The following is a 26504-nucleotide window of genomic DNA, read 5'->3' as shown; positions in this document are numbered from 1 at the left end:
CCCGAGGCTCGCTGTTTGAAACCGCTCGCTGCATCGCTGCCCGCCGGCGCGCGACGCAAGCCCCGGCGCATCATCTGCGGCGTCGCAACCGCCGCCGTGATGTCGGCCCTCGCCCAGCCGGGCCTGGCGCAGTCCGTGTCGCATGTTCAGACCTTCGACATCGCCAGCCAGGACGCCGCCTCGGCCCTGTTGCGCCTGTGCCTGGAGGCCGGGTGCGAACTGGCCTTTATGCAGCGTCCCGGTCGGGACGTGCGGACGCGCGCGGTCAACGGACGGATGAGTTGGCGCGCCGCCCTGGCGCGGATGCTGGAGGGGACCGACCTGCGCTATCGCTTCGTCGGGTCGCGGGGCGTGCGCATCTGGGCTGTCGCCCCGACCGCCCGACGGGCCGGGCCGCCCCCACCCGAAACGACGGAACTCGAACCCGTCGAGGTCGTCGCCCGCCTGTCCGACCAGATCGACGAGGCGCTGCGCCGCAAACGCGATGCGGACGTCATTTCCGATGGCCTGTCGTCCGAACGGATCGGCGACCTGCCCTCCGCCAATCTGGCCGAAGCGCTTCAGCGCGTGCCGGGCGTCGCGATCGAACGCGAAGTCGGCGAGGGCCAGTTCGTCAGCGTGCGCGGCCTCGGCCCTCTGTTCCAATCGGTGACGCTGAACGGCGCGCCGATGGCGTTCAACGAAAATATCCGCAACTCGACCCAGAGCGGACGACAGTTCCGCTTCCGCGCCCTGTCCGTCGACCTGCTTGCCGGCGCCCGCCTGATCAAGTCCGCCACGGCCGATCTGCCCGAGGGGGGCATCGGCGCCAACATCGACATCGAGACGACCGGCGGTCTGGACGGCGACCCATTTCTGACGCTGCGGCTCGGCGGGGAGACGGCGGCGCGGAAAGGGCGGATCAGCCCCGATCTGTCCGCGACCGGAAGGTGGATTTCGGCCAGCGGCGACATGGGCGTGGTCGCCGGCCTGTCCCAGGAGGCCCGATCCGTTCGCTATGACCGGTTCCAGGTCATGCGCTATAGCGAAGTGGAGATCGGCGGCCGAACCCTTGCGGTTCCCGACGATGTACGCACCACCGTCGAGAACGAGGACCGGCGGCGTCGCAGCGGCTTCGTGGGCGCCGATTGGCGGGTTTCGCCCGTCCTTCGGCTGGATTTCGATACATTGATCTCGACGTTCGACAACGCCATTCGCGAAGATCGGCTGGTCTTTGGGTTAGGAGAAAAGCTGGCGGCGCCCGGCGCCGTGCTGGCGGTCCGGAGCGGCGTCGTGACGGCCGGCCGGATCGCGAGCGGGCGGGTCGACAACAACACCGAGTTCTCCGACCAGTGCCATCTGAACGTCGCCAGCTCCGTGGGCGCGGAACTCCAACACGGAGCCTGGAGAGTGACCCCGCGCCTCAGCGTCTCCAGCGCCCGTTCCGTCTTGGAAACGCCGCTGGAGCGGCTATCCGCCCAGTCGCCATTGGGCGTATCCTACATCTTCGATCTGAACGATGCGGCATCCACGCGTCGCGCCGCCCGGCTGAGCACCGACTTCGCCCTGCGCGATCCCAGTCGTCTGACGCTGGCGCAATTGGCCATCCGGGCGGTGGAATCCCGCGACGCCGATTTCACCGCCTTTCTGGACGCGCGCCGCAAGCTCGATCGGACCTGGAGCGGATTGCGGCTGACAGCCGTTCAGACGGGCGCCCGGTTCAGCGTCCGCAGTCGCGACTATCGGCGGCGCGACCGACGGGCCGTCCTGCGCGACAGCGCCTCAGACATCGCCGACCTCTACGACGGCTTCACGCCTGGCGATGTCTTCTCAGACCTGATCGCCATCCGCCCAGGCCCCTGGACCACCCCGGACTTCGAAAGGTTGCGCGCCGCCTTCACCCTCGCCGGCGAACGCGACGACGTGGTGTTTCGGCCCGACGACCTGATTCCCACCGGCTCGGATTTGCAGAATTCGTACCGCGTCGAGGAACGGGTCGCGGCGGCTTATGTCCGCGTGGACTTCGACGGCGCCGCCGCCGGCCTGGCCTATTTCGGCAACGCCGGCCTGCGGCTGGCGGGAACGGGCGCCCATGTCGAGGGCGCACGCATGGTCGGCGTCGATGGGGCGGCGCAGATCATGCCCCGGGCCCACGACGGCGGCGATGCGGTACTGCTGCCCAGCCTCAATCTGGCCATTGATGTCTCGAACGGCGCTGTCCTCCGGTTCGCCGCATCGCGCACCATCACGCATCCGTCCCTGGCCGACCTGCGCGCATCGACGGTGCCGGCCAGCGTGCTCGTCTCGGCCATCTATGAGCGCGGACAGGCGGCCGTCGACGCCCCCGAACCCGGCGTGATCTTCAGCGGGGTCGGCGGCAATCCCGACCTCACTCCCTATGTCTCGACCAATCTGGATCTATCCTACGAAGTCACCACCCGACAGACCAGTTTCAGCATCGCCCTGTTTCACAAGACCATCGACGACTTCATTCAGGCGACTTCGGCGACCGAGACGCTGACGTTCGAGACCCGCGCCGGCGCCGCAGTTCAGGCCCCTGTCGTGATGTCGCGTCCGCGCAACGTTGGACGAGCTCAGATCGACGGTCTGGAGGCGGGCGTGCATCGCCGGCTGGGCGGCGGCCTGGGCGTCTGGGCCAGCGCCACTTGGACCGACAGCCGGCTGGCGGACGGCGAACGGCTGACCGGCGTGTCGGACCTGGCCTGGTCGATCAATCCCTATCTGGAGCGGGGTCCGTTCGCGCTGAACCTGTCCTGGTCCTGGCGATCCGCCTTCCGCTCGGAAGCCGACCTGCAAGGCGGGGGCGTATCGGCCTTCGTCCTCGGCTCCGCCGGCTATCTGGACGCTCAGGCGACCTACCGCATCGACGCCCGCACGCGCCTGACGCTCGCCGCCGCCAACCTGACCGACACCCGCGACCTGGCCTACGAAGGCGCGCACGCGCGTCTGCTTCAGATCGGTTCGGCCGGCCGGCAGGTTTCCTTCGGCCTGGAACTCAACTGGTGACCCGGACTGTCCTCATCTGATCGGGGACGCCCAACTCCAAATGCGTCTTCAGACCGGCAGGGCCGTGTCGGACTTCACGCACGACAGGGCGAAATGAGAACTCGCGGTGGCGACCGCCTCGTGCCGCAACAAGACGCGCATCAGAAACTGCTCGTAGTCGGCGATATCGGCGGCCACGACCCGCAGAAGATAGTCCCAGTCGCCGGACATCGAATAGCAATCCAGGATGTTGGGCTGGTGTCGCACGAACCGCTCGAAGGCTGCGCCCAATTGTTCCTCGTGCGACTTCAGCCGAACCTGGCAGATCACGTCGACGGGACAGCCGACCTGGTTGCGATCGACCAGCCGCACGGTTCGCCCGAGCACGCCCCCCGCTTCCAGCGCCCGCACACGTCGCCAGCACGAGGCCGCAGAACTGCCGACGCGCTCGGCCAACTCGGTCTGGGGGTGCTGTCAGTCTAACGCTAACTTGTCTCCACTTCAGCCCGCCTAAAGGCCTGATCGGGGATCGTAATTCGTGAAACCACTATCCTTTAAGCGCCACCGCTTCTCGGCGGCGGTGATCCGTCAGGCTGTGTGGTTGTACTTCCGCTTCAGCCTCAGCCTGCGCGATGTCGAAGAGCTGATGGCGACACGCAGGATCGACGTCAGCTACGAGACCATCCGCTGCTGGACCATCAAGTTCGGACCCCAGATCGCCCGGCGGCTGAAAAGGCTACGTCCCTCCCCTTCTCCACGCTGGCATCTCGATGAAGTGGTCTGCTCGATCGGCGGAAAGCGGATGTTCCTGTGGCGCGCCGTCGATGACGAGGGCGAGGTGTTGGACATCGTCGTTCAACATAGGCGAGACACGGAGGCGGCGTTGAAGCTGCTCAGGCGCCTTCTGCGAAATCAGCCCGTTGAGCCCGAGAAAATCGTAACCGATGGCCTCGGCTCTTATTCGGCGGCCTTAGATCAGCTCTGCTTACGCCATCTCCACAGTCCGGGCCGGCTGCGAGAGAACAATCGGGCGGAGAATTCGCATCTGCCGATCCGGCGACGAGAGCGACAGCAGCAGCTGTTCAAATCCCAGGCCTCAGCCCAGCGCTTCCTCACCACCCACGCCGCCGTCTACAACACCTTTTACATCCAGCGACACCTCACCAGCCGACGCACCCTGCGCCTCTTCCGGGCGCAGGCCCATGCCGCTTGGGCGGCGGCCACCGCCTGAGCTGATCTGGGTAGGGCAAGTTGTGCGCTGCGCGGGTTAACCTGACAGGTCTACCTGGCGGGATGCGGGAGAATAATCGGGCCGAGAACTCTCACCTCGTGATCCGATGACGGGAGCAGAAGCAGTAGAGGTTCAAATCGCAGGGTTCAGCCCAGAGATTCCTCTCCGTCCACGGTCCGATCTACAACGCCTTTAACCTCCAGCCCCACCTGATCTCGCGACCTGGCCCTCGTATTCTGCGAGGCCACGCCGAGGCCGCTTGGGCGGCTGCGACCCAGACGGCCTGAAAGCGGGTAAGGCGAAGAGCATTCTGCGGCCAAAACCAAGTTAAGTTGTCAGTTCCGCCGCGCCCGTGTCAGAACTTCGCCGTCACGATCAAGCCGAGGTAGGATTGATCCTCGGCCACGCCGCTTTCCTTGAGGAAGTCGCCCGAGACGGTGTAGTTCGCCACGCCGGTGACGCTGACGAAGGGGTTGACCGCGTAGGTCGCGAAACCCGCATAGCGCCATCCGACGTAGGCGGAATCGCCCTCGACACCCGAGCGAAGCAAGATGCCCGGCAGAAGATAGACCCCGTCCTCCTTGCTCTGACGCCAAAGGCCGGCCGTAACGAGCCCTACCGTCGTTTTCGGGAGAAGACGGAAGGTCACCTGGGGCTGCACGCTCACCAGATTGCTCAGGCCGAGATCGGTCCTCAGGGAGATCGGGGGCTGGTAGAGCTGGTTGTAGGTGTTCACCTCGCCGTCCGTGCGGTCCTTGTCGCCCGAGGCGGCGTCGATGCGCAGGGCGAGGCGGGGAGCCCAGCGATGGTTGAATGTCCGGCCGACCGCTCCCGAGACGTACCAGGCCTCGACGTTCAGCCCCCGGAAATCGCCCCGCTGGATCACGCCTTCGACGTCGTAATCCCAGGGTGCGCGGCGGCCATCAAGTCTCACCGAGAAGGTGTCACGGTCGTCTCGTCCGGCCAGGCCGGTGTCGAACACGATACCCAGCCGATCGGTGTTGGCGTAGAGCAACTCGAGCTTCGGCGCATTGGGGCCGGTTCCCAGGTGTCGCGACGCCGTGGCGCCGTAGAGGCGGTAGTCGTAGTTGGTCGCATCGTCGAACGAGGCCTTGCTTTCGCGCAGGGCGTAGCCGGCGAAGACGCCGCCGGACCATCCGGTCGGCCGGTCGTACATCACCCTCGCCATGTCGAAGGCGGTGCGGGCGTTGGTGCCCTCGCGCGGTTCGAAGATACGGAACAGGCCGACGCCGAACTCCTGACGACCGACCCGCACCTTCAACGATCCGTCGCCGACGGTGTGACTGGTCTCGACGAAGGCCTGGTGCAGGTCGGCGCGGCTTTCCTCGATGAAGGGCTCGCCGCTGTCGAGGCCGTGGGTGCGGCCGTCCTGGACCTCGGCGAAGACGCGCACGTTCGGCGTCAGGTGCAGATCGCCCCAGAGGCGCAGGCGCTGTTGCAGATTGCCGTCGCTATCCTGAAGCCCGCGACCGAACCGCTCGTTGCCGCGATATTCGGCGCGCCAGCGGCCCTCGCCGCCCAGGCTCAGCCAAGCCGTGTCGACCAGCGGGATGTATTTCAGATCGGCCCAGCGCGAGATGCGCCTGGCCGGATCCCTGAAGCGCGACCAGTCGTCTTCATAGTTCAACGGCTTGAAGGCGATCGGCTGGGGGGCGGCAGACGGCGCGGCGGCCTGGGCGGGAGACTGGCCGCTGAGCGGCGGAGCCGACTGAGGCGGGGCGGTCTGGATGGCGGTCGTTGAGACCGGCGCCTCGCCGTCGGCGGTCGGAAGGGAAGCGGCCAGCACAGCGGCGGCCGCGGATGAGAGCAGCATGACGATATTCCTCCGGTGGCGGCCTGGTTGTTCCAGGCTCGCGCGCTTGCGTGATGTGAGCCGCCGCCGGAGGACCGGCGGCGGCGGGGTCGATCAGGGATTGGATGCGGCGACGGGAGCCATCGGCGCCCTGGACGCGGCGCGGGCGCGGAACACGTGAATTCCGATCGCCAGGGCCGCGAGGACCGCCGGGATGGCGAGTGCGGCGAGGATGGTGGCGAAACTCCACCCCAACTGCAGGAGGGTTCCCCCTGCGAGCGCCCCGGCTATGCCGCCGAAGCGGCCGATGCCGAGCACCCAGGCCACGCCCGTCGCACGGCCCTCTGTAGGATAGAATTTCGCCGCGATGGCCGGCAGGGTCGCCTGGGCTCCCGAAAGTAGGAAACCGAGCACCAGGATGCCGGTGGCCAAGAGGGCCAGGTCTGGATGCGCTCGGCCAGCACGTAGCGCAGGACGTTGGGGGATCGGAGGGGCGGCGGCCCCTCCTCGAACTGTTCTCGCCAGATCGCTCGCAGACCGTCGATGTTCTGATCTTCCAGCGATCGGATCAGCGCCTTGATCTCGCTCATTGGGCGCCGCCCGCTTCAGTCAGGCGCCAGCGACGGACGTGGTCCGTCTTGGCGCTCGTGGCGGCGAGGCCCTTCTTGCGAAGTGCGCCGGCCATGGCGCCGCGGATCGAATGCGCCTGCCAGCCGGTGGCGGCGACCATCTCCTCCATCGTCGCGCCATCCGGCGCTTTCAGAAGCGCGATCAGCTGATCGAGTTTGGTGACCTTGGGCGTCGGTTGTGCTGGTTTCGGCGCAGCTGGCTTCGACTTGGACATGGTGTTCCTCAGGGCTTGATCAGGGCGGAGCGCCCTACTGAGCCGAGCCCGGCTTGGCCGGGCGGAACGTGATCACTAGTGCTCCGATCGAAGCGCTAGTCCAGTGGATTCAGGCCGAAGATTTTCGTGACCGGAGCCCTTGTCGTCCGTGCCCTCCTCTCCCACCTGATGCCCACGGCAATAGCCGAGCTGTCAGCGCACAGGGTCGACGACCCGGACAGAGCATTCAGCGACTTTCCCAAAACCCACGGCGTTCGCCGCACGTGCTTTTGCACGCGTTGGCGCCTGCCTAACGGAAGGAGAGCCGTTATGGTCTCTGCATCACCCGCGCCCATCACCACGCCTGCGGTCTGGTCCGCGAGGCTGCTGACGCCCTGACCGCCATCGAGCGGGCGGCAGCCGACGGCGTGATCTCTCCCGCCGAGTTCACGGCCTGTGAGACCGAACTGGCCGAACTAGCCGCGCGCATCCCGGTCGTCCTCGCTGGCCTCCGTAGCCGGATGCTACGGCCGGCCTCCAGCCTAGCGAGGGTCGCATGACCTACTGTGACTTCAAGCCGGGCGACGTGGTCGTTTTCATCGGAACCGAGGGCCTTGAGCCCGCTGATTTCCAACTCAAGCAAAAGTGGCTGACGGGCCTTTTGGAAGACGGGCGCGTCTACACGATCCACTCGGTGCTTCACGAGGCACGTTGGGGCGCGATCTGTGGCGTCCACCTCATGGAGGTGATCTGCCCAAACCGCTTCGGTTTCGACCATCGCATGTTCCGCAAGGTCCAGCGCCGTGACCTGACCGCTTGGCTGGCGACCGAGACCACTTTCGAAGAGCCGAAGCGCCTACACCCTGAGCCGGCGGTCGACGCCCTGTTCCGCCGCATCATGGCGGGAGGCGACCGATGATCGGCGACCTTCTCGGACAGCTCCACATTGCATTCCAGGCCTTCGCCCATGGCGTCGCAGGCCTGATCTCCTTCGCCTCGCACCCGCGAGAGCGCTGACCAACGGGACCGACCGCCCCGTTGAGCGGTCTTGATGGAGGGCCAGATGGCCAACGACAACGACGCGTACGAGCCCATCCAAGGCACGGTCGGGAGCATCCCGAACGAGCCTCAGGACAACGGCCTGCCGAGCCATGACGAAATCCGCATGGCCGCACACGACCAGGTCCAGTGGAACCTGAAGCGCAAAGCCCTGAACGATCAGATCAGCGCCTTCCGCAAAGGCTTGAAGGCCAAGGGGCACATCCTCGGCAAGTTGGACGACGAAGTCCGCAAGCTCGAATGGAACCCCGAGGAATACAAGGCCGACCGCGAGGCCTCGGACCACTACGCCCAGGCCATGGCCCAGCCAGTCGGCACGCAGCTGGAACTGTACGGCACCGACGCGACGCCTGATCCGGTTCGCATCCAGCTCAAGTGGCGCCAACTGGGCGTCAAGCACGGCATCGCCGGCATCGGCTGGGCGAACCAGCCGCCCGAAGACTGCCCGTTCGATTGCGCGCAGTCCTACGGCGAGGGCCACGAAGAGGGTCAACCCATTCACCTATGCCCGCAACGTCTACCGGGTCGCCACCAATACGGCTTCTGGCCAAGTGATGCGAAACGGCCTCGCGCTCGCTAATCCGCAAGACGACGAGGACGACCCTGCGCTGCTGCGGCAACGGATGGCCGCAGAAGCTTACAACACGCGCCCCTCTCGCCGCCGGCCGTCGTATAACTCCGAACTGACCATCCCGCCCGGCCGCACCCGCACCGACAACAGCGCCCAGCGTGCCGCCGAGCGCGAAGCCCGCCGGACCGAGCGCGTCGAGCAGGAAATCTTCCGAGCCCGCCAGCGCCTGCTTCAGGTTTCCGAAGATGACCTTCTGACAGCCCAGCAGCGCTTGAATGGCCGCATCGACCAAGGCGAGCGCAACGCGGTGATCCGCAACAATCTCTCGCCACTCCAGGCTTGGCGAGACGAAAGCCTAAAGACAGCCGACGAAATCCGCGAGGCCTATGAGAACGTCGGCGCCCGCGGCCTCGACGCGCTCAACAGCGGCATCGTCGACGCCATCATGAATACCAAGAGCCTAGGCGAGACCTTCTCGTCTGTGGCTAAGCAAATCCTGGCGGACCTGCTGTCGATCTCGGTGCGGCGCGGCATCACTGAGCCTCTGGCGGACATGCTGTTTGGCGGCTCGGGATCGGGATCAGGCGGCGGCATAGGCTCGTCGATCTTCTCGGCCATCAAGTCGGCGATCCGAATTCCCGGCTTCTCCAGCGGCGTGACCAACTTCGGCGGGGGCCTCGCATATGTCCATGCGGGCGAGATCCTGGCCAATCTGCCGGCAGGGACAGACGTAATCCCCGCGCATGCTGTTCCTGTCGGCTGGTGGAGTGATGACTGTGGTGTTCCGGTTGCTCGGCCCCACCTATCACACCCGGATTTCCGGCAGCTGGTTCCTGCGCGGGGTGATCTTCCTGATCGCCGTCTTCCTGATGGTGCGGGGGGCGACCACGATATTTCCAGGCCGCCTGGTCAAGGTCGAGCATATGTCGCCCCTTCTCCCGCTGGGGGCGCTCGTGTCGGTGGCCTTCGCCTTGATCGTCCTGGACTTCGTTCAGCGTGATCGCAGCCCGCCGCCCTGGAGCGTCACCGCGATCCGCCTGCTGTTCCTGCTGCTCCCCGAACGGCTGGCCCTGCGCACGGCCATGAAGCTGCCGCCCGCCGGATTGCTTGACACTCCAACTTCGCCGCAGCCTCGCGATGGCGTCAGGGTCGCCGTCATCAGCGGGGCCATGGTGCTGGTCGCCGCCGCCATCCTGACCGTCGCCTACAACGGCCTGACCAGCTGACGAACCCGGTTAGCCTCAACGCCAGTGAATATGGTGAGCCACAGCCTCGCCGCCCGAGACGAGGCTGAATACCGCCCCGACAGCTGCGGCGATGATCAACACGCGGGCGTGGCGGTGTGCGAAGAAGAGAAGTTCAACGATCATGCCGGCCATATAGGCCTGGCCTGGATCGCGCACCAGTGTCCGCCTCAGCCCGCCAGCAGCCGCGTCAGCAGATAGACCCCGCCCGCGATGACCGCCCATAGGGCGAGGCTGACCGCGACCAGGGCGACGACCCGCACCTTGCGCGGCCATTTCGGCTCGGGCGCGCCCCAGAGCGGGCTTCCGTTGTCGTGCTGCATCGGCATGGCGACGACCTAAGCACAAACGACCGCCGTTCGCATCCCCCTCGACAATCTGGAGACTGACCATGGCTCGAAAGACCAGCGCGGCGGGCCGCGCGCTTATCAAGTCGTTCGAAGGCGAGCGGCTGACCGCCTATGCAGACCCAGCGACGGGTGGCGATCCGTGGACCATCGGCGTCGGTCACACCGGTCCTGAGGTCAAGCGCGGGCTGAAAATCACCCAGGCGCAATCCGACGCCTACCTGACGGCCGATCTGGCCAGGTTTGAAAAGGCCGTGAACCGCCTGACCCCGGTCACGACGCAGAACCAGTTCGATGCTCTGGTCAGCTTCGCCTTCAACGTGGGGGAGCGAAACCTCGAAACCTCCACGCTTCGTCGTTTGCACAACGCCGGTGATTACCTAGGCGCTCAGGCCCAGTTCGCGCGATGGAACAAGGCGGCCGGAAAGATCATGGCGGGCCTGACCCGGCGCCGAACCGCCGAGGCCGCTCTGTATGGGAGGCCGGATTGATCGCCCTCCGCTTCCTCCGCACCCTCACCCCGACCGCCTGGATCACCATCGGCGTCCTGGCCGCCTTCCTGCTGTTCGGCGGCTATTGCGCCCACAGGGCCGCACAGGGCGAACGCGACCGCCAGGCGGCCCAAGCCCACAAGATCGAAGCGAAGGCCTCCAGCGCGCGGGAAACGGCCGCTGGCGAGCGGCAGACCGACACCACCACCATCCGCAACCGGCAAGAGGAGAGAGACCATGCCGCTGAAGCGATTCCTGACAGCCTCCCTGATGATCGCGAGCTTAAGCGTCGCTGTCGCCAGTTGCGGGACGCCGGGCGCAGCCTTCCCGCCTGCGACGGACTTGCAGGTCCAGCCTAAGCCGGTCCCGCCTGACGAGGTGCTGACGAGCCGGATCGCGGGCGAGCGCTACGACAACGCCGTGGAGGCCTGGGGCGAGGAAGGATGGGCCACGGTCGGGCGGCTGTGCCGGTTCTTCGACGTCATGGGGATGAAGGGCCTCAGTTGTCCGCCGCCGGAAATCCGACCTCGGCCGGGGTAGTTGGTTCCCTACATGCAAAACAGCGTCGAGCCTCAGGCTCCGCTATCGAGGCCGCTCCGGGAGACCGGGGCGGCCTTTCGCCGTTTCAGGCGGCGATCTTCCAAACGTCGTCTTCGTGTTCGAGCACAAGGCGATCCTCTGCGACGTCGTCGCTTTCGCGGATTTCTTCGACCAGCTTGATGGGATCGAGAGCGCCGATTGCATGGCCGGCTACTAGCAACCGGAGCAGCATGTCAGCGGCGCCTTCGAAGGCCGTCTCCTCTTTCTCATATCGCGCCACAGTCTGGTCGGTCACCCCGAACAGCTTGCCGAGTTCCGCCTGCGTCAGCTCCAGATGTTTGCGCAGAAACCGGACCTCGCGGCCGCTCAACTCTTTCCGGCGCAAAACCAAATGCTTGGCGATGGCCTTGTGCAAGCCATCAGCATCTTCCACTGCCGTTACCCACTGACCGCCGCGCTCCTTGCGCACGTAGCCGCTGGTAAGAAATACGTTGTCCAGGCCGCAGGCCAGGTAACGGAAAGGTTCCTGGAGCGCACAGCCCGACCGGGCAAAATGCATATCTTCGCTCATCTCAGTCCTCCCATTCTACCGTCTTGATCACCAGTTCGCCGTCAGGCTCCACGATGATCGTGATCACTCCTGTCGTTCGTTCGCCGCGCCGTGGCATCACCACCTTGCAGGCCTTGTCTCCGCCGTCTTCGATCCACGGTTGCCCGTGGATATGGCCAAGCCGCAGGACCTTGTAGACTTCCGCATCGGAAATCCCGCGCTCCCACATTCGCCTGACAGCATGATCGGTGAAGAACACTTTCTCGGTGTCTGCGGCGATCTCGCGGACGAGTTGGGCTAGCCGACCGGTTTCCCGCACTAGCCCAAGATCGACAACGTTCTGTCTCGGCTTCTCTGCCATGCGCCTATCATATTGATAGGTGCTTAAGACCGCAAGCGCCCAGCGGTTCCATGAACCATCCTTCATAAAGCGTGGCAGAACAGCGACGGTTAGGCCAAGGGAAACACCTTCGCGGCCGTCAGCGTCCCGGCCGGGGCTGGCTGCAACAGTTCGTCTTCGGGGCGTGTCAGGTCCAGCCAGTCCATCGCCTGGCCGCGCTGCAGCAAGACGATCTGCCGATCATGATAGGGCGCGATGTCGGGGCCTGGGGCCGTCGTCAGCATGGCCCAGGCGTCGTTCTTGACGATGCCGGCGATCCAGAACCACGGCTCGCCCGCCAGCGTGAACAGCCATTTGGTCTTGCGCTTCTGGCCCGGCTCGGCGTCGGTGAACTCGTAGAAGCCATCGGCCGGTATCAGGCAGCGCGCCGAGTTGGCGAAGGATCGATCGTCGGACCTGAAGTTGAAGACCGGGCGGCCCTGCAGCGACCTCCAGGCCCATGGCATCTGACGCAACAACGGGCCGTCATCGGATCGCACGATGATCGGCGCGGTGTCGCCGATGCGAATGTCGTCGCGCGGCTCGAGGTTCGGGATGGCCCCGCCGTCGAAGCGCAGCGGAAAGCCCGTGTCGCTGAAGGCCTCGGCGATCCGATTCGCGGGGACGTGCGAGGCGTAGTTGTTGCACATGCCTAGTCGATCAGCCCGCGCCGCTGCATGTCGATGACAACGGGATCGGTCAGCGAGGCGATGACCTCAATGTCGTAGGCATCCTCGGCCTCGGTCTCGTTAGCGAAACTGCGCGGCTGGTTCCGGCGCAGCGTCGAGACCAGCCACGACGCCTGGACGACCTGCTGGCGGGCCAGATGTTCGATGCGCTGCAACTTCACGCCGGCGCGCGATCTGATGAGGGTTTTCCGTGTCGCCATGGTCCAGTCCTTCCCGTCGCAACCTGACACGGCCCGGCCGGATTGTGGAGTCGGGCCGCTGTGGCAGCCGGCGTCATGACGGCTCAGTCGCCCTTGCGCGCCCGCCGCTCTGTCGGCGTCAGGCCTTCAGGGTCGATCCAGCTGCCCACGGCAAGCCTCCACCCCAGAGCCGTGAGCCGCTTCTTTTCAGCCTCTTCGAACGCCCACCAGTCGGGGTCTTTGGACGAGATGGTGTCGAGCCGCCGGGGCCAAATGCTGGTTTTGTCGACGAAACGAACGCGGCCGGGGCAATAACGGCAAGGCGGGCGCCGATTTGCGAAACTGAAGTCCGGTCCCTTGGCGGCCAGGACGGCGTTCAGATCGACCTGGCCGGTCTGTTCGCAGATCATGCACAGCCATCGAACCTGGCGGCCGTTGGCGATCATCCGCCCGAGACTGTCATCCGTCATATCTCATCGCCGCTGCATCCTGGCCGCCAGTCTGTGCGTGTCGTCGAACGACATCCGGGCGAAGTGGCCAAGACCCAGCGCCAAAGCCTGCTGGACCAGGCGGGCGTTCTCTTCCGACGAGGGGTAGGCGACGTTCGATCCGGGCGCCAGCACCTCGGGCAGGCTAGGGTGCGGCCTGGGGTGTCGTTTGCCAGGCAGCGGCGCGGTGCACTCGGCCAGTTCGGCCTCCAAGCGCATCAGTTCTTCAGTTGAAAGGGGCTGGGTCATGGTCAGGCCTTCAGCGGATAGACATTGTCGGCGCGGGTGACGCCCATGCAGTGATCAGCCCATGTTTCCATGAGCGGCCGGCGTTTCTCGACAGCGGAACCCCGGCGATAGGCCCGCTCAACTGCGGACCCGACCTGGTGCGCCAAAGCCTCCTCCAGGAGTTCGCGCGGATAGTTCGTGCAGTCCCCAGCCCAATCCCGAAACGCGGATCGAAAGCCGTGTGGCGTAGCGTCCTTAATCCCCATTTTCCGCATGACCATCGCCAGCGCCATGTCGGAGAGCGGTCCTTTCAAGCCGGGAAAGATCAGGCCTTGGCGCACATCGGCGTCAATCGCATTCAACACCCCAACGGCGGCGGACGACAGCGGGACGCGATGCTCTCGCCCGGCCTTCATGCGTTCGGCGGGGATGATCCAAGTCGATCCCTTAATCTCCTCCCAGGTCGCGCCTCGCACCTCACCGGAGCGGGCGCCGGTCAGGACCAGAAACCTCAGGGCATCAGCCGATATGCTGTGGCGGCCGGAAAGCTGTTCCAGGAAGGCCGGAACGTCCTGATAGGCCATCGCTGCATGGTGGCCCTGCTCTTTCCTGACCTTCGGCAGCATCCGCGCCATGTGGCCACGCCAGCGCGCCGGATTCTCGCCAGAGCGAAGGCCGCGCACCGTGGCGGCATCCAGGACCATTTCGATGCGGGACCTAACACGGCGGGCCGTCTCCGGCTTTGACGTCCAGATTTCACGCAGGGCCTTCAGGACCATTTCGGTATCAACAGTGCTGACCTCGGCCTTCCATATGGCCGGCGCATGCTGTGTCAGGGATGCTTCCCACTGCGGCCGCTGTTTCGGGGACTTCCAGCCCTTCTCCAGGCCATCCATCAGATCGGCGGCCACAGCCGAAAAGGTCGTGTCAGGTTTTGGAGCGTTGGCCTTGCGCCGCGCTTCGATAGGGTCGATCCCCGCCTTGATTTCCGCCCGCACCTTGTCGGCGGCAGCGCGGGCGTCAGTCAGTTTCACAACTTCCAGGCTTCCAAGCCCCATCTCTCGACGGCGGCCGCCCCAGTAAAAGATGTAGACCCAGCGACGCGAGCCGGTCTGATCTATCCGCAGATAGAGTCCCGCCCCATCAGCAAAGAGCCCAGGCTCCCGCATCCCCGGCACCTTCTTGCCGTTCAGTCTGTTCACGTCGCGCGCCATGGCTTCTCCAGAACGTAAGGAGAACATACGCCGACGACAGATGTGGTCGCCACCCTAAGCTCGCCCTAAGTCCCGCCCTAAGATGAGCAGTTCGCGTCCCGTCCAGCGATGACGGGCTTGAGGCGCAAATCCTTGCGCAACGGGGCGTTGGGTTGGCAAGCGGTGACATTGGAGGGCGTAGGTGTGGCGGACAGAGAGGGATTCGAACCCTCGGTAGGCTTTCACCTACACACGCTTTCCAAGCGTGCGCGATCGACCACTCCGCCACCTGTCCGTTTCACGCCAGTTCGTGCGCGCCGCCGGAGGTCGATCCGGCGGGAGGCGGGCCTGATAGAACACCCTCGCCCCCTCGGCAAGCGCCTGTCGCGTCCCCATATGGCGATCAAAGCCATTTTCCGACGAGGGATCCGCAAAATGCTGTTCAAGAAAAGCGCCGAACTGCCCACGCCCGAGACTGCCCTGCCTGGCCGCGCCGAGCCGCTGGCCACCGACGCGACCCATTTCGTCAGCGGGAATCCGCTGAAAGGCCCCTATCCCGAGGGGTTCCAGACGGCCATCTTCGGCATGGGCTGTTTCTGGGGGGTGGAGCGCATCTTCTGGCAGACGCCGGGCGTGTGGGTCACGTCGGCCGGCTATTCCGGCGGGATCACGCCCAATCCGACCTATGAGGAGACCTGCACGGGCCGCACCGGCCATACGGAGGTGGTCAAGGTGGTGTTCGACCCGTCCGTCGTCACCTACGCCGAACTGCTGAAGATCTTCTGGGAGAACCACGACCCGACGCAGGGGATGCGCCAGGGTAACGACGTAGGCACCACCTACCGCTCGGCCATCTATACGCTGAACGCCGAACAGCAGGCCGAGGCGGAAAGATCGCGCGACGCCTATCAGGCCGCCCTGACCCAGGCCGGGCGCGGGACCATCACCACCGAGATCGCGCCAGCCGGCGAGTACTTCTACGCCGAGGGCTATCACCAGGGATATCTGGCCAAGAATCCGGCCGGATACTGCGGCATCGGCGGAACGGGCGTGGTTTGCCCTATCGGCGTGGGCGTCGCGGCCTGAAGCCCGGATGCGCGGCCGCCGGCTTTCGCACGCGGCTGCGTCGGCCTATGACCGACGAAAAATCGGGAGCAGCCATGTCCGCCTTCGTCCATCCTGACGAGATCCGCAGCCGGTTCTCGGCCGCCCTGTCCGCCATGTACCGGGCCGAGGTGCCGCAATACGGCGACCTGCTGACCCTGGTGGCCGACATCAATGCGCAGGTGTTGAAGGTGGATGCGGCCCGAGCGGACCGGCTGGCGGCGTCGGGGGAACTGGCCCGGCTGTCGGAGGAGCGCCACGGCGCCATCCGCGTCGGCGCGGCGGAGGAACTGGCGACCATCGCCCGCGCCTTCGCCGTCATGGGGATGGCGCCCGTCAGCTACTACAACCTGGCCCCGGCCGGCGTGCCGGTCCATTCCACCGCCTTCCGCCCGGTCGATCCGGCGGCCCTGGCGCGCAATCCGTTCCGGGTCTTCTGCTCCCTGCTGCGGCTGGAGCTGATCGAGGACGAGGCGCTGCGGGCCGAGGCGGCCGAAACCCTGGCCCGACGCGACATCTTCACCGCCGCAGCCCGCGATCTGATCGCGACGGCCGAGGCCCAGGGCGGGCTGGACGAGGATCAGGCCGACCGCTTCGTCGCCGAACTGTTGGAAACCTTCCGCTGGCACGCGGAAGCCACGGTCAGCGCGGCGACCTACGACCGCCTGGTCGCCGCCCACCGTCTGATCGCCGACGTGGTCAGCTTCAAGGGGCCGCACATCAACCATCTGACGCCGCGCACCCTGGACATCGACGCGGCCCAGGCGGCCATGCCCGCGCGCGGCATCACGCCCAAGGAAACCATAGAGGGGCCGCCCGCCCGCGCCTGCCCCATCCTGTTGCGCCAGACAAGTTTCAAGGCGCTGGAGGAAGCCATCGCCTTCCCGGGCGAGGACGGGACCACCGCCGGGACCCACACCGCCCGCTTCGGCGAGATCGAGCAGCGCGGCTGCGCCCTGACGCCCGCCGGCCGCGCTCTCTACGACCAGGCCCTGGCGACGGGCGACTTCTCGGCCCTGCCCGACGACTGGGACGCGCTGCGCCGAGGCGAACTGGCCTGGTTCCGCTATCGCGCGACGCCCCAGGGTCTGGCGATGCGGGTCGAGACCGCCGATCTGGACGCCCTGATCGCCCGGGGCCATGTCGTCGCCGAACCGATCACCTACGAGGATTTCCTGCCCGTCAGCGCCGCCGGCATCTTCCAGTCCAACCTGGGTGCCGAGGCCCGCCAGAGCGCCTACGCCGCCGATCCCGCCCGCGCCGCCTTCGAAACCGCCCTGGGCCGCCCCGTCTTGGACGAAATGGCCCTGTACCGCACCGAACAGGACGCCTCCATCGCCACGACCCTGAAGGCGCTGGGCGTGGCCGAGACGGTGTGATTTTCGATCTCGCGACCCAGATACGTAAACCGTCGCTTGACACTTGTCATTCTTGACGCGACACTGGGCCGGTGGAGATCGCCAGCATCAGGCACAAGGCGTTGCGCCAGTTCGCCGAAACAGGCCGGACCAAGGGCCTGCCGGCCGCCCTCCCCGGGCGTCTGACCAATATTCTGGCCTATGTCGACGCCATCGCCACGGAAGACGAGTTGCTGATTCCGCCGAATTTCGGCGCGCATCGGCTGACTGGCGACCGCGCGGGCGTCTGGGCGCTGACCCTGACACGCAACTGGCGGCTGACCTTTCGCGTCACCTCGTCCCTCGAGATCGAGGATATGGATTTGGAGGATTATCACTGATGGCCATTCGTCTTCATCAGACCTTCGCCGTTCACCCCGGTCCTTGGTTGCGCGATGAAATCGTGACGCCCAAGGGACTTGGCGTCACCGCCCTGGCCGAGGCCCTGGGCGTCACTCGCCAGGCCGCCAGCAGCCTGCTGAACGGCCGATCGGGCGTTTCCGCCGAAATGGCGATCCGTTTCGAGAAACTGTTCGGCGTCAGCGCCGACACCCTGATGCGGATGCAGGCCCGCCACGATCTGTCCAAGGCCCGCGCCCATGAACAGGATATCCGGGTTCGTCCGCTGGCCGCTGCCTGAACGCCTTCCCGCCGCTCGCGTCCCCCGAGACCATCCGTCGTCTTGCCTGACCGTTCGGGCGGGATCATAGACGCGGCCGTGAACCCGTCCGCCTCCTCGACCCAGCGCCGTTACGATCTCGACTGGATCCGCGTCGGCGCCTTTTGCCTGCTGATCCTGTATCACGTCGGCCTGGTTTACGGCGTCTATGACTGGCACATCCACAGCGCCCACACCTTCGCGTGGATGCGCGAGGCGATCCTGATCACCAATCCCTGGCGGCTGACGCTGCTGTTTCTGGTGTCGGGCGCGGCCTTGCGCTTCATGACCCTGCGCCGCACCCCGCGCCAGGTGGCCCGCGCCCGCTTCGAGCGGCTGGTTCCGCCCCTGCTGTTCGGGGCGGTGGTCCTGGTGCCGATCCAGTCGTGGATCGAGGCCATGGACAAGGGCGGCTGGCCGAACGGGCTGTCCGGCTATCTGGCCTGGATGGGGCGCGAGTTCAGCCTCGGCGGCCTGGCCGACGGGGTGCCGGTCAATCACCTGTGGTTCATCGTCTATATCGCCGCCTACAGCGCCGTGACCATCCTGCTGTGGCGCCGGCCCGGCCTGATCGACCGGCTGGGGGACTGGCTCCAGAAAAACCTTGCCGGGCCGCGCCTGCTGGTCCTGCCGATCCTCTATCTGATCGCCATCCGCATCGGACTGTTTCCGTGGTTCGGCATCACCAACGTCCTGCACTGGGACTGGTACAATCACGCCCTGTCCCTGGCCGCCTTCGTCTTCGGCTTTTCCATCGTGGGCCGCGAAAGCCTTTGGCGGGACATGGAGCGGTATCGCTGGCTCGCCCTGGGCCTGGCCGCCGTCGCCCTGCCGGTCATGATGGTCCAGGTCTGGCATCCGGGCGGGCGGGCCTTCTGGGGCATACCCAAGGCCGTCGTCTACGGCGTCGACCAATGGGCGACCATCGTCGCCATCCTGGGCTTCGGCTCGCGGCATCTGCGGGCGCGGGGCGGGCCGGTGCTGAACTATCTGACCCAGGCCACCTTCCCGCTTTATCTGGCGCATCAGACCATCCTGGTCGCCGCCGTCTGGATCGTCCGCCCCGCCGCCCTGCCTGCCTGGCTGGAAGCCTTGTTCCTGGTCGCCGTCACCTTTCTGGGCAGTCTTGCGGTCTATGAGGTGGTGCGCCGCATCCCCGCCATCCGGCCGCTGTGGGGGCTGAAGCCGCTGGACGGCCGGCCCTGGCCGCTGGACCTGAAGGCCTTGCTGAGGCCGACCCAGAGGTACCACCGTCGCCGCCGCCTGCTGGGCGTGGGGGTGGCGGCGCCGCTGCTGGCCCTGACGGTGGTCGCCGCCGCCATCGCCGCCTATCCCGGCTTCGACAACGCCACCCAGTATCTCAGCGAACTGGGCGGCGCCTCGGCCAGCGCCCCGATCATCTTCAACGGCGGGGTCTTCGTCGCCGGGATCATGGCGGGCCTGGGGGGGATCGGCTTCGGCCTGGCCGTCTACGCCCTGACCGGCGCGCGCGTCGCCGGCTGGGTGATCGTCGTCGTCTTCGTTCTGGCGGGGACGGGCATGGCGGGATCGACCCTCTATCCCTGGCCCGATCCGCGCCACATGGTGATCAATCTGGCCCTGGGCATCCAACTGGCGCCGCTGCTTCTTCTGTGGGGACTGCACCGTCGGCGCGACATGCCCCGGCTGAAGGTCTTTCTGGCGGCGACCTTCGTGGTCATGGCCGTGCTGACGGTCCTGACCAAACACCTGGTCCTGCCGGGTGCGGTCAACGACGCCAACGTCGGCTGGTGGGAACGGCTCTACGCCCTCGTCCTGGTGGGCTGGGTCGGGGTTGCGGCCTGGGTTCTGGACCGTAAACTGCTGGCTCACGCCACAGAGTCGCCGCCGCCCCGCCCGGCTTCGGCCGTCTTGGACGTGCCGGCCTAGGAAATCCTGAAAATAATCGCCGGTATCAACATTGCGTGATTGAAAATCGCGCGAATGTGATCGAGTATGGGGAACGTGTTGCAGCGCAGCACTCCGCGCCTTTCCTGCCTTCGGAAAGACGGTCGGTCAACACGGGGGCGTCCAGAGCGGCATGAACAAGCTGGCGATCCGGCCTGTCGAACAGGCTGACATCGAGACGATCGAAACGGGCCACGGGCCGTCCTGGTCCTGGCTGCCCGACGCGGCGCCCCTGGCCATGCCGGTTCAGTCGCTGACCGCGCCCGAGGCCGTGGCCGAACGGACGCCCGCGACCTCGCCGCGCACGGTGGCCCTGCGTCGCCTGGCGCTGCTGGCGGGCACGGCGGTCCTGACCGGCCTGTCGGCCATCACCCCCTTCTACCTGTACGCCCGCAAGGGGTGGGACGGGACCGAGATCGTGGCCTTCAGCCTGTTCATGGTGCTGATCACCGCCATCTCCTGCTGGTTCGTCAGCGGCCTGATGGGCCTGTTCGTCATGATGCGCGGCAAGGACCAGCAGGATCTGGCCTTCTCGCCCCATCCGGCGACGCCGCGCACGCGCACGGCCCTGCTGATGCCGCTGTACAACGAGGACGCCCGCGCCTCCTTCGCGCGCCTTGGCATGATCGACCAGGCGCTGGCCCGTCTCGGGGTGTCCTCGGCCTTCGACATCTTCGTGCTCAGCGACTCGACCAAGGACGAGGCCGCCGCGTCCGAGCGTTCGGCCTTCCAGGCCTTCCGCCTCGCCGCCAACTCCAAGGCCTACTACCGCCGCCGCACCGACAACGCCGAGCGCAAGGCCGGCAATCTCGCCGAATGGGTCCGCCGTTTCGGCGGCGCCTACGAGAACATGATCGTTCTGGACGCCGACAGCACCATGGCCGGCGAGACCCTGCTGCGCATGGTGGACGCCATGGAGCGCAATCCGGGCGTCGGCCTGATCCAGACAGCCCCGGTCATCATCAAGGCCCGCACCATCTTCGCGCGCGTGTCCCAATATTCGGTGCGCCTGTACGGCCGCGTCGCCGCGGCGGGCTTGGCCTACTGGACCGGTTCGGAATCCAGCTATTGGGGCCACAACGCCATCATCCGCACGCGCGCCTTCGCCGCCTGCTGCGGCCTGCCGCATCTGAAGGGCCGCAAGCCCTTCGGCGGCCATATCATGAGCCATGACGTCGTCGAGGCCGCCCTGATGCGCCGCGCCGGCTGGGCCGTCCACGTCACCGCCTCGCTGGACGGATCGTGGGAAGAGACCCCGCCCTCGATCACCGACTTCATCCGCCGCGACCACCGCTGGTTCCAGGGCAATCTGCAACACCTGGGCCTGATCACGGCCAAGGGCCTGTCGCCGATGAGCCGCCTTCAGCTGCTGATGGGCTGCATGGCCTATCTGTCCTCGCCCCTGTGGCTGGCCTCGCTGATGACCGGCCTGTTCATCCAGATGTTCTATCCGGTGGACTGGTCCAGCTTCTTCTACATCCTGAACCCGCAGTTCACGCCCTTCATGCTGGCCTCCTTCCTGTCGGGCATCCTGCTGATCGGGCCCAAGTTCATGGGCGCGGCCCTGGTGCTCAGCCGCCCGGCTGAGTTGCGCGCCTTCGGCGGCCGCCGCGCCATCGCCCGAGGCATGGCGGCCGAGATCGCCCTGTCCGCCATCCTGGCCCCCATACTGATGGTCGCCAACACCAAGGCCTTCATCCAGATCCTGTCGGGGCACGACACCGGCTGGTCGACCCAGCAGCGCGAGGCCGACGGCCTGGCCTGGTCGGACGCCTTGCGCGCCATGCGCTGGCAGATGATCGCCGGGGTCGGCTTCATCGTTCCGCTGTGCGTGCGCCCCGACCTGGCCACCTGGTTCGCCCCGATCGTCCTGCCGCTGCTGCTGGCCGCGCCGATCGCCGTGTGGACCTCGCGCGTCCGCTCGGGCGACGCCCTGGCCCGGAAGGGCTTCCTGGTCACGCCGGCCCAGGACGGCGTCAGCGTCTCGCCGGCCGTCCTGCATACGCCCCGTTCGCCGCTGCGGGCGGTCGCCGGGGGCGTCCTGGCGCCCGTCGCCGCCCCCGCCATGGTTCCGGCCCGCGCGCCGGAACTGTAGTTCCACCGATGCGTGGCGGCCACAGTGCCGCCACAACCGTTACGGTCACGCTCGACGCGAACGCAACTTCGCATCACCTTGGGCTCCTGATCTTTCGGGGAGATATGATTCATGGCCAAGTCCGATGGTCCCGAGGCCAAGCCCGATCTGCGGCTCGTGGCGGCCGAGGCCGAAATCTACAATCTGATGAAGGCGCCCGAGACCACGGCCGAGCGCGTCAAGCGTCTCCAGCTCGAAGCCCACGCCCTGGCGCTGGAAGAGGTCGAGGCGCTGGAGAAGCTGCTGCTGGACGCCGCGTCCAAGGCCAGGGCCATCGCCGACGGCGGCGACGCCTATCCGGTCGGCGCGCGTGAACTGGCCTCGCGCCTGGCGGCCGACCTGCCCAACCGCGCCGAAACCCTCCGGACCATCATCCACCGCGTCAGCTGATCGTCCCGACGGGAACGCCTGTCCGCCTCGCCCGCTTTCTGAAGACCAGTCTTCAGGAGCTTTCGATGACCGACACCGCCCGCGCCGACGCCGTCGCCGACCACGAACGCGCCATCCAGCGCGACATCGACGCCAAGGACGCCCGTTCGGGCGACGCAGAGTCCTCGGGCGCGGTCCAGGCCGGCGCCCGCCCCTATCCCGAACCGCCCTTTCCCCAACAGCACCAGACCAAGCCCGGCGACGAGGCGGCCCTGGACCCTGCGCCCCTCTATGACGCCCCCTTCTGGAAGGGATCCGGCAAGCTGGACGGGTTCGCCGCCCTGATCACCGGCGCCGATTCCGGCATCGGCCGCGCGGTCGCCGTCCTGTTCGCGCGCGAGGGCTGCGATGTCGTCATCTGCCATCTGGACGAGGAGGCCGACGCCGAAACGACCAAGGCCGCCGTCGAGGCCGAGGGCCGCCGCGCCCTGGTGCTGAAGGGCGACGTGTCCGACCCCGCCTTCGCCGAGGCCGCCGTCAAGGCCACGCTGGACGCCTTCGGCCGCCTGGACGTTCTGGTCCCCAACGCCGCCTTCCAGGAGCACGTCGCCGCCTTCGAGGACCTGACCTACGACCATTTCGACCGCACGCTGAAGACCAACCTCTACGGCTATTTCAACATGACCAAGGCGGCGGTCCCGCACATGAAGACCGGCGGCGCCATCGTCATGACCGGCTCCGTCACCGGGCTTCAGGGCAACAAGGACCTGCTGGACTACTCCCTGACCAAGGGCGGCATCCACGCCTACGCCCGCTCGCTGGGCACGCATCTGGCGCCGCGCGGCATCCGGGTGAACGTGGTCGCCCCCGGCCCGGTCTGGACCCCGTTGAACCCCGCCGACAAGGACGCCGAGACGGTCTCACAGTTCGGCGCCAAGACGGTGATGAAACGCCCGGCCCAGCCCGAGGAGATCGCCCCCGCCTACGTCTTCCTGGCCTCGCCCCAGATGTCCAGTTTCATCACCGGGGAAATCCTGCCCATCATCGGCGGCTATTCGGGGGGCTAGGGGGGCCCCGATCTGAACCCGTCATCTAGGCCTTGCGCCTAGGATCCATACGCCCGCTCCATCCGATGGGACGCCGCGCAAGACACCGGAAGGCGGCATCCACGCCGCGACCGCGATGATGATGGGGTTGGCTGCAGCCTACGCCAGCACGTCGTCGTAGTCGGGGTGCCGCTTGTGCCAGGCGACGGCGTAGCTGCATTGCGGAAACAGCTTCAGCCCGGTCTCGCGGGCGTGTTCGGCCAGGGCCTGCATGAACCGCCCGGCCGCGCCCGATCCGCGCAGGGCCTGGTCGGCCTCGACGTGCAGGATCATCCGCACGTCGCCGCGCACGGCGTAGTCGGCCCAAACAAGGCCGGAGCCATTGTCGCCGTCGAACGTCTGCTCGAAACGGTTTTCGCCCTCAGCATCCCTGAACTGTCCCATGCGTCTCTCCTTCGACGGATCAACCGCCGACGGGCCTTCCGCGTTCCAGCCGCACCGGATCGGCCGGTTGGATCGCCGTCAGACCGGCTTGTTCTGCAACAGATTGATCAGGCCGATCACGCTCTTGATCGTGAACCAGACGCTGAGCAGGAACCACAGGAGCAGGAACAGCAGCAGAAAGGGTATGCCGATCAGCACCACCGAGGCCAAGGCGCTGACCGCGATCCCGACCCAGGCCGCGATGGTCCACCAGAACACGGACCAGAACAGGGCGATCTGGGCGTCGATGTGCTGGCGCGCCACCCCGGTCGCCGTCCCGCGCGAGACATAGGACACGACCAGGCCGATCAACACCAGCACGTTCGCGCTGGGGATCGAAAGGATGAACAGCGCCCAGGCGATCAGAGCGCCCACCTTGCCTTCCGGTTCGCGGCCGGCGGTGAAATCGGGGGCGTTGGTCATGATCGTGCCTCTCAGAACAGCCAGCTTCGGGGATTGGGAACGGCCTGGCCGCTCTTCAGTTTCAACACGCCGTAAGCGCCACGCGCCAGGATCCAGACCGCCGCGGCGAACAGGACCACGACGCCGATATTGACGATCACCAGAACCGCCCCGACCACGGCGGCCGCGACCGCGCCCAGCAGGGTGCGCCGCTGATACAGCGCATGGCTGGCCTCCAGCGCGTCGACAGGCGGGTCGCGCCGCATCACCGCCAGCAGGGCCGCGAGGCACGACAGTCCAAGCGTCGGCGTCGCCAGCAGGATCAGCACATAGACCGCATACAGCCGCATCGGCGCCACCGGCCCCGGCGCCCGTGCGATGTCGCCCCGTTCGCCGCCGCTCAGTCGGTCGCGCATCGCCGCGTGCGACCCGGCGGCGTGGGCGAACGAAGGGGGGGCGAAGCGGGCGACCGGCTGCACCCCCTCGTTGCGGTCGAACGGCCCCGACGCGTCGGACAGCGGCGGCGGATCGAACAGGTCCGGCTCATGGACCTCCGGTTCGGGCCTCGGCTCCGGCGCGCGCGCCCGCCCGGCCAGCGAGGCGGGCGAGACGAAACCGACATGGGCGTCGTGATCGTGCTCGTCCTGCGCGTCGGCAGGGGTCTTGGGATCGCCGGGCTCGGCCATGAACAACGCTTCTCTCGCGCCGCGCCTGCGGCTGGACTCAACCCCGCGACAATGGCGGCGGGGCCGCCTGGACGCAACCGGGCTTTACGCCTCACCGCGCCAGCACGATCTCGCAGCCGGGGGCGATCACGGCGGCCAGGGCGCCGGGCTTTTCGATCCGCACCGTCGCGCGCCGCACCCGTCCGTCCGCCAGGCAGGCCCGCGCCAGCCGTTCGGCGAAGGTCTCCACCAGGCCGACGTGCCCCTGTTCGGCGATGGCGCGCGCCGCATTGGCCACGGTCTCATAGTCGATGGTGTCGCCCAGCCGCTCGATGGATCGCGGCTCCAGCTCCAGCGTCACGTCGATCGTCAGCCGCTGCAGCCGCCCGTGTTCGTGGTCATAGACCCCGATGCCCGCCTCGACCTCCAGCCCGCGCACGAAGACGCTCAACCGTTCGAAACGCGGCTCGTCCGCCGGGAAGGGCGAAACCTGCGACGACTGGACCACGCGGCCTACTCCTGGATGTCGGGGGTGCGCCAGGCCAGATGCTGGCCCCCGTCGACGGCGATCATCTGGCCTGTGACCATGCGGGCGTCAATCAGCCACAGCACCGCTTCGGCCACCTCTTCCGGGCTGCCGGGCGTCTCCAGCAGGGTGGCGCGCGCCTCGGCGGCGAATTCCTCGGGCGTCTGGTGGACGGACGGCAGGGTCGGTCCCGGCCCCACCCCGTTGACCCGGATGCCCGGCGCCAGCGCCTGGGCCAGGGTCCGCGTCGCCCACCACAGCCCGTTGCGCGACAGGCTGTAGGAGAAGAAGCGCGGGTCCGGCTTCAGCACCTTCTGGTCCAGCAGATTGACGATGGCCCCCTCGACAGCCTGGGCGGCGAAAGCCTCGGCCAGGACGATGGGCGCCCTCAGATTGGTCTCGATATGGGCGTCCCAGCTTTCGCGCGTCAGCCCGCCGATCCGGTCGTCCTGGAACACCGAGGCGTTGTTGACCAGCACGCTTACCGGCCCCAGCGCCTCGACCGCAGCCGGCATCAGCGCCCGCACCCTGGCCTCGTCCGCGAGGTCCGCCTGCAACAGACAGGCGCGCCGCCCGAGACCGGAGATTTCCTCGGCCAGGCCGCGCGCCGCGTCGCCCGACGCATGATGATGGATCGCCACGTCGAACCCGGCCGCGGCCAGCTTCAGACAGATGGCCCGCCCGATCCTGCGCGCCCCGCCCGTGACCAGGGCGACCCCGCGCCCCCCAGACTGGAACTGCGTCTGCGCCGGTTCAGTCAACCCGACCGAACTCGAACACATTGAAAGCCGCGATGACGGCGATGAAGCCGAAGATGATGCCGAGCGCCAGCATGGTATGCTCCTGTTCCGTCCCTTGGTTAGAGCGGGACGAAGCGGGGTTCAAGCGGGCATACATCGGTCGAGCGCAAGACCGTTCGGCGGCCGCTGCAACATTTCCGCGGCGCCCGTCGTTCTGCAGGGCGAAACGCATGACGGAGACCTC

At 67.0% G+C, this 26504-nt stretch carries 36 protein-coding genes, 1 tRNA gene and 2 pseudogenes; 18 read left to right on the top strand and 21 right to left on the bottom strand.

Annotated features, from left to right (window positions below; translation table 11 throughout):
* Nucleotides 1–15: 15 nt before the first annotated feature.
* Nucleotides 16–3006: a TonB-dependent receptor gene (locus DI624_RS01745; protein WP_291535654.1), complete on the top strand. Its 2991-nt coding sequence runs from the start codon at nt 16–18 to the stop codon at nt 3004–3006.
* 48 nt (nt 3007–3054) lie between these two features.
* Here the strand turns inward: DI624_RS01745 and DI624_RS01740 are convergent, their stop codons facing one another.
* The gene (locus DI624_RS01740) at nt 3055–3372 is read right to left on the bottom strand and encodes an Lrp/AsnC family transcriptional regulator (protein WP_291535652.1); all 318 of its coding nucleotides are present in this window, start codon (nt 3370–3372) and stop codon (nt 3055–3057) included.
* A gap of 9 nt (nt 3373–3381) precedes the next feature.
* Nucleotides 3382–3441, bottom strand: a pseudogene (locus tag DI624_RS16065) (winged helix-turn-helix transcriptional regulator); the annotation flags it as partial.
* An 82-nt stretch (nt 3442–3523) separates the two neighbouring features.
* Here DI624_RS16065 and DI624_RS01735 point away from each other — a divergent pair.
* Both DI624_RS01735 and DI624_RS01730 read left to right on the top strand, forming a co-directional pair.
* Entirely contained in the window at nt 3524–4216 is a 693-nt protein-coding gene (locus DI624_RS01735) for an IS6 family transposase (protein WP_291535651.1), read from the top strand.
* A 71-nt stretch (nt 4217–4287) separates the two neighbouring features.
* Nucleotides 4288–4416 (top strand): annotated as a pseudogene (locus DI624_RS01730) (IS6 family transposase); the annotation flags it as partial.
* A 155-nt stretch (nt 4417–4571) separates the two neighbouring features.
* Here the strand turns inward: DI624_RS01730 and DI624_RS01725 are convergent.
* The 3 genes from DI624_RS01725 to DI624_RS01715 all read right to left on the bottom strand — a co-directional run bounded on the left by DI624_RS01725 (nt 4572) and on the right by DI624_RS01715 (nt 6873).
* Entirely contained in the window at nt 4572–6050 is a 1479-nt protein-coding gene (locus DI624_RS01725; protein WP_291535650.1) for an alginate export family protein, read from the bottom strand.
* Between the two features lie 93 nt (nt 6051–6143).
* A complete protein-coding gene (locus DI624_RS01720; protein ID WP_291535648.1) occupies nt 6144–6461 on the bottom strand; it encodes a hypothetical protein in 318 nt (105 codons plus the stop codon).
* A gap of 154 nt (nt 6462–6615) precedes the next feature.
* The gene (locus DI624_RS01715; RefSeq protein ID WP_291535646.1) at nt 6616–6873 is read right to left on the bottom strand and encodes a DUF3489 domain-containing protein; all 258 of its coding nucleotides are present in this window, start codon (nt 6871–6873) and stop codon (nt 6616–6618) included.
* Between the two features lie 535 nt (nt 6874–7408).
* Between DI624_RS01715 and DI624_RS01710 the strand changes: the two genes are divergently transcribed.
* The 4 genes from DI624_RS01710 to DI624_RS01695 all read left to right on the top strand — a co-directional run bounded on the left by DI624_RS01710 (nt 7409) and on the right by DI624_RS01695 (nt 9708).
* Entirely contained in the window at nt 7409–7771 is a 363-nt protein-coding gene (locus DI624_RS01710) for a hypothetical protein (protein ID WP_291535645.1), read from the top strand.
* 144 nt (nt 7772–7915) lie between these two features.
* The gene (locus tag DI624_RS01705) at nt 7916–8491 is read left to right on the top strand and encodes a hypothetical protein (protein ID WP_291535644.1); all 576 of its coding nucleotides are present in this window, start codon (nt 7916–7918) and stop codon (nt 8489–8491) included.
* Nucleotides 8466–9482, top strand: a complete 1017-nt coding sequence (locus tag DI624_RS01700) for a hypothetical protein (RefSeq protein ID WP_291535643.1) — start codon at nt 8466–8468, stop codon at nt 9480–9482. The genes DI624_RS01705 and DI624_RS01700 overlap by 26 nt, the downstream gene beginning before the upstream one ends.
* On the top strand, nt 9406–9708 hold the full coding sequence (locus DI624_RS01695) for a hypothetical protein (RefSeq protein WP_291535642.1): 303 nt from the start codon (nt 9406–9408) through the stop codon (nt 9706–9708). The genes DI624_RS01700 and DI624_RS01695 overlap by 77 nt, the downstream gene beginning before the upstream one ends.
* A gap of 15 nt (nt 9709–9723) precedes the next feature.
* Here DI624_RS01695 and DI624_RS01690 read toward each other — a convergent pair whose 3' ends face one another.
* A complete protein-coding gene (locus DI624_RS01690) occupies nt 9724–9885 on the bottom strand; it encodes a hypothetical protein (protein WP_291535641.1) in 162 nt (53 codons plus the stop codon).
* Nucleotides 9886–9896: 11 nt separating this feature from the next.
* Nucleotides 9897–10055: a hypothetical protein gene (locus DI624_RS01685; RefSeq protein WP_291535639.1), complete on the bottom strand. Its 159-nt coding sequence runs from the start codon at nt 10053–10055 to the stop codon at nt 9897–9899.
* Between the two features lie 62 nt (nt 10056–10117).
* Between DI624_RS01685 and DI624_RS01680 the strand changes: the two genes are divergently transcribed.
* The 3 genes from DI624_RS01680 to DI624_RS01670 are packed head-to-tail and all read left to right on the top strand — an operon-like array spanning nt 10118 to nt 11104.
* Nucleotides 10118–10564, top strand: a complete 447-nt coding sequence (locus DI624_RS01680; protein ID WP_291535638.1) for a lysozyme — start codon at nt 10118–10120, stop codon at nt 10562–10564.
* On the top strand, nt 10561–10923 hold the full coding sequence (locus DI624_RS01675; RefSeq protein WP_291535637.1) for a hypothetical protein: 363 nt from the start codon (nt 10561–10563) through the stop codon (nt 10921–10923). The genes DI624_RS01680 and DI624_RS01675 overlap by 4 nt, the downstream gene beginning before the upstream one ends.
* On the top strand, nt 10907–11104 hold the full coding sequence (locus tag DI624_RS01670) for a hypothetical protein (RefSeq protein WP_291535636.1): 198 nt from the start codon (nt 10907–10909) through the stop codon (nt 11102–11104). The genes DI624_RS01675 and DI624_RS01670 overlap by 17 nt, the downstream gene beginning before the upstream one ends.
* Nucleotides 11105–11189: 85 nt before the next feature.
* Here the strand turns inward: DI624_RS01670 and DI624_RS01665 are convergent, their stop codons facing one another.
* The 8 genes from DI624_RS01665 to DI624_RS01630 all read right to left on the bottom strand — a co-directional run bounded on the left by DI624_RS01665 (nt 11190) and on the right by DI624_RS01630 (nt 15105).
* Nucleotides 11190–11675 (bottom strand): helix-turn-helix domain-containing protein, encoded by a 486-nt coding sequence (locus DI624_RS01665; protein ID WP_291535635.1) that lies wholly within the window; start codon nt 11673–11675, stop codon nt 11190–11192.
* A gap of 1 nt (nt 11676) precedes the next feature.
* Nucleotides 11677–12015, bottom strand: coding sequence for a DUF4258 domain-containing protein (locus tag DI624_RS01660; RefSeq protein WP_291535634.1), 339 nt, complete (start codon nt 12013–12015; stop codon nt 11677–11679).
* Nucleotides 12016–12104: 89 nt separating this feature from the next.
* Nucleotides 12105–12683: an SOS response-associated peptidase gene (locus DI624_RS01655; protein WP_291535632.1), complete on the bottom strand. Its 579-nt coding sequence runs from the start codon at nt 12681–12683 to the stop codon at nt 12105–12107.
* Between the two features lie 2 nt (nt 12684–12685).
* The gene (locus DI624_RS01650) at nt 12686–12922 is read right to left on the bottom strand and encodes a hypothetical protein (protein ID WP_291535630.1); all 237 of its coding nucleotides are present in this window, start codon (nt 12920–12922) and stop codon (nt 12686–12688) included.
* A gap of 83 nt (nt 12923–13005) precedes the next feature.
* Nucleotides 13006–13371 carry a hypothetical protein gene (locus DI624_RS01645; RefSeq protein WP_291535629.1) on the bottom strand — a complete coding sequence of 122 codons (366 nt, stop codon included), beginning with the start codon at nt 13369–13371 and terminating at the stop codon, nt 13006–13008.
* A gap of 3 nt (nt 13372–13374) precedes the next feature.
* Nucleotides 13375–13638, bottom strand: a complete 264-nt coding sequence (locus tag DI624_RS01640) for a hypothetical protein (protein ID WP_291535628.1) — start codon at nt 13636–13638, stop codon at nt 13375–13377.
* 2 nt (nt 13639–13640) lie between these two features.
* Complete coding sequence (locus DI624_RS01635) at nt 13641–14831, bottom strand: site-specific integrase (protein WP_291535627.1); 1191 nt, start codon at nt 14829–14831, stop codon at nt 13641–13643.
* Between the two features lie 184 nt (nt 14832–15015).
* Nucleotides 15016–15105, bottom strand: a tRNA-Ser gene (locus tag DI624_RS01630).
* A 140-nt stretch (nt 15106–15245) separates the two neighbouring features.
* On the opposite strand from DI624_RS01630, the gene msrA reads away from it, so the two are divergent.
* The 8 genes from msrA to DI624_RS01590 all read left to right on the top strand — a co-directional run bounded on the left by msrA (nt 15246) and on the right by DI624_RS01590 (nt 23465).
* Nucleotides 15246–15896 (top strand): peptide-methionine (S)-S-oxide reductase MsrA, encoded by a 651-nt coding sequence (gene msrA, locus DI624_RS01625; RefSeq protein ID WP_291535625.1) that lies wholly within the window; start codon nt 15246–15248, stop codon nt 15894–15896.
* A gap of 74 nt (nt 15897–15970) precedes the next feature.
* Entirely contained in the window at nt 15971–17293 is a 1323-nt protein-coding gene (locus tag DI624_RS01620; RefSeq protein WP_291535624.1) for a VOC family protein, read from the top strand.
* Between the two features lie 71 nt (nt 17294–17364).
* Nucleotides 17365–17652 carry a type II toxin-antitoxin system RelE/ParE family toxin gene (locus tag DI624_RS01615; protein ID WP_291535623.1) on the top strand — a complete coding sequence of 96 codons (288 nt, stop codon included), beginning with the start codon at nt 17365–17367 and terminating at the stop codon, nt 17650–17652.
* Nucleotides 17652–17951: a HigA family addiction module antitoxin gene (locus DI624_RS01610; protein WP_291535622.1), complete on the top strand. Its 300-nt coding sequence runs from the start codon at nt 17652–17654 to the stop codon at nt 17949–17951. The genes DI624_RS01615 and DI624_RS01610 overlap by 1 nt, the downstream gene beginning before the upstream one ends.
* A gap of 78 nt (nt 17952–18029) precedes the next feature.
* The gene (locus tag DI624_RS01605) at nt 18030–19877 is read left to right on the top strand and encodes an acyltransferase family protein (RefSeq protein ID WP_291535621.1); all 1848 of its coding nucleotides are present in this window, start codon (nt 18030–18032) and stop codon (nt 19875–19877) included.
* A 151-nt stretch (nt 19878–20028) separates the two neighbouring features.
* On the top strand, nt 20029–21990 hold the full coding sequence (gene mdoH, locus DI624_RS01600; RefSeq protein WP_291535620.1) for a glucans biosynthesis glucosyltransferase MdoH: 1962 nt from the start codon (nt 20029–20031) through the stop codon (nt 21988–21990).
* 111 nt (nt 21991–22101) lie between these two features.
* Nucleotides 22102–22419: a hypothetical protein gene (locus tag DI624_RS01595; protein WP_291535619.1), complete on the top strand. Its 318-nt coding sequence runs from the start codon at nt 22102–22104 to the stop codon at nt 22417–22419.
* A 65-nt stretch (nt 22420–22484) separates the two neighbouring features.
* Nucleotides 22485–23465, top strand: coding sequence for an SDR family oxidoreductase (locus DI624_RS01590; protein ID WP_291535618.1), 981 nt, complete (start codon nt 22485–22487; stop codon nt 23463–23465).
* 138 nt (nt 23466–23603) lie between these two features.
* Here the strand turns inward: DI624_RS01590 and DI624_RS01585 are convergent, their stop codons facing one another.
* From DI624_RS01585 to DI624_RS01560, 6 genes are all read right to left on the bottom strand, one after another.
* Entirely contained in the window at nt 23604–23888 is a 285-nt protein-coding gene (locus DI624_RS01585) for a GNAT family N-acetyltransferase (protein ID WP_291535617.1), read from the bottom strand.
* 78 nt (nt 23889–23966) lie between these two features.
* Complete coding sequence (locus tag DI624_RS01580; protein ID WP_291535616.1) at nt 23967–24350, bottom strand: hypothetical protein; 384 nt, start codon at nt 24348–24350, stop codon at nt 23967–23969.
* Nucleotides 24351–24361: 11 nt separating this feature from the next.
* Nucleotides 24362–25015 carry a hypothetical protein gene (locus DI624_RS01575; RefSeq protein WP_291535615.1) on the bottom strand — a complete coding sequence of 218 codons (654 nt, stop codon included), beginning with the start codon at nt 25013–25015 and terminating at the stop codon, nt 24362–24364.
* A 91-nt stretch (nt 25016–25106) separates the two neighbouring features.
* Entirely contained in the window at nt 25107–25502 is a 396-nt protein-coding gene (gene folB, locus DI624_RS01570; protein ID WP_291535614.1) for a dihydroneopterin aldolase, read from the bottom strand.
* A 5-nt stretch (nt 25503–25507) separates the two neighbouring features.
* A complete protein-coding gene (locus DI624_RS01565; protein ID WP_291535613.1) occupies nt 25508–26281 on the bottom strand; it encodes an SDR family oxidoreductase in 774 nt (257 codons plus the stop codon).
* Nucleotides 26274–26492, bottom strand: a complete 219-nt coding sequence (locus DI624_RS01560; RefSeq protein WP_291535612.1) for a hypothetical protein — start codon at nt 26490–26492, stop codon at nt 26274–26276. Before DI624_RS01560 ends, DI624_RS01565 begins: the two co-directional genes overlap by 8 nt.
* Nucleotides 26493–26504 lie beyond the last annotated feature (12 nt).

Source organism: Brevundimonas sp., assembly GCF_003248455.1.
Classification (GTDB): Bacteria; Pseudomonadota; Alphaproteobacteria; order Caulobacterales; family Caulobacteraceae; genus Brevundimonas.
This window is presented reverse-complemented; position numbering and strand designations above follow the sequence as displayed.